The sequence below is a fragment of the Mesorhizobium sp. M7A.F.Ca.AU.001.01.1.1 genome, from assembly GCF_004022735.1.
GTDB lineage: Bacteria > Pseudomonadota > Alphaproteobacteria > Rhizobiales > Rhizobiaceae > Mesorhizobium > Mesorhizobium ciceri.
The window spans coordinates 1-898 of record NZ_RZPF01001224.1 but is presented as its reverse complement, the minus strand read 5'-3'; the positions used below and the strand labels follow the sequence as shown (position 1 = coordinate 898).

At 64.0% G+C, this 898-nt stretch carries 2 protein-coding genes; both read left to right on the top strand.

All coding sequences use genetic code 11. From position 1 onward, the window contains the following. Positions 1-362, top strand: a 362-nt coding sequence (locus EN884_RS37250; RefSeq protein WP_128361198.1) for a TOBE domain-containing protein, incomplete at its 5' end; no start/stop codon positions are given. Positions 363-382: 20 nt separating this feature from the next. Beyond that, a partial coding sequence (locus EN884_RS37245; RefSeq protein WP_128361197.1) for an MBL fold metallo-hydrolase occupies positions 383-898 on the top strand: 516 nt, incomplete at its 3' end.

The following is an 898-nucleotide window of genomic DNA, read 5'->3' as shown; positions in this document are numbered from 1 at the left end:
TCATGGGCGAAAGCACGATCCTCGCCGGCACGGTCACGGAGGCGAAGGATAGGACAAGCACCGTCGCGACGCCGGTCGGGCCGGTCTCGCTGCCCGGCGCCTTGCCGGTCGGCTCTACCGTTGCGCTGGCCATACGGCCGGAGCATCTTGTCCTCGGCGAGGCGCGCGGCGGTGTCAGGCTTGGCACAGCCGAGGTGAGCGACGTGGTTTTCCAGGGCAGCTTCAAGCGCGTGCTCGCCGTTTCCGTCGAGGACCCTTCGCTCCACTTCATCGCCAAATTGCCCGCGACGGCGACCGTCCAGCCGGGCGACAGGGTCGCGATTTCCTGCGATACCGACCAGATCATCCTGCTGACGGACTGAACTTTCTGACGGATTGAAACATGGCAACGCTTGCGGTCATCGAGGCACCAGACTGGTACGAGACCATCCGCATGAGCGATGGCGTGACCTTGATCCACGAGCCTTGGATAAAACCGTTCTTCCGCTGCAACATGTGGCATGTGCGCGGCCGCGATCGTGACCTTCTGTTCGACACCGGGCTTGGCCATTTCAGCCTCAGGCGTCACGTGCCGTTGGTCAGCGAGCGCAAGCTGATTTGCGTCGCCAGCCACACGCATTTCGATCATATAGGCTGCCACCACGAATTTCCCGAACGGTGCGTGCACGCCGCCGAGGCCGGGATCCTCGCCGATCCGCGTAACGAGTGGACGGCAGCCGACACCTATGCGACCGACGAAATGTTCGATTGCCAGCCGCAAGGCTGGAACACGGCGCGCTACCGTATTCCGCCCGCACCGGCAGGCCGTTTGCTCAAGCATGGGGACGTCGTCGATCTCGGCGATCGTGCCTTCGAGGTGATCCACACGCCCGGCCATTCGCCCGGCGGCATCGCGCTC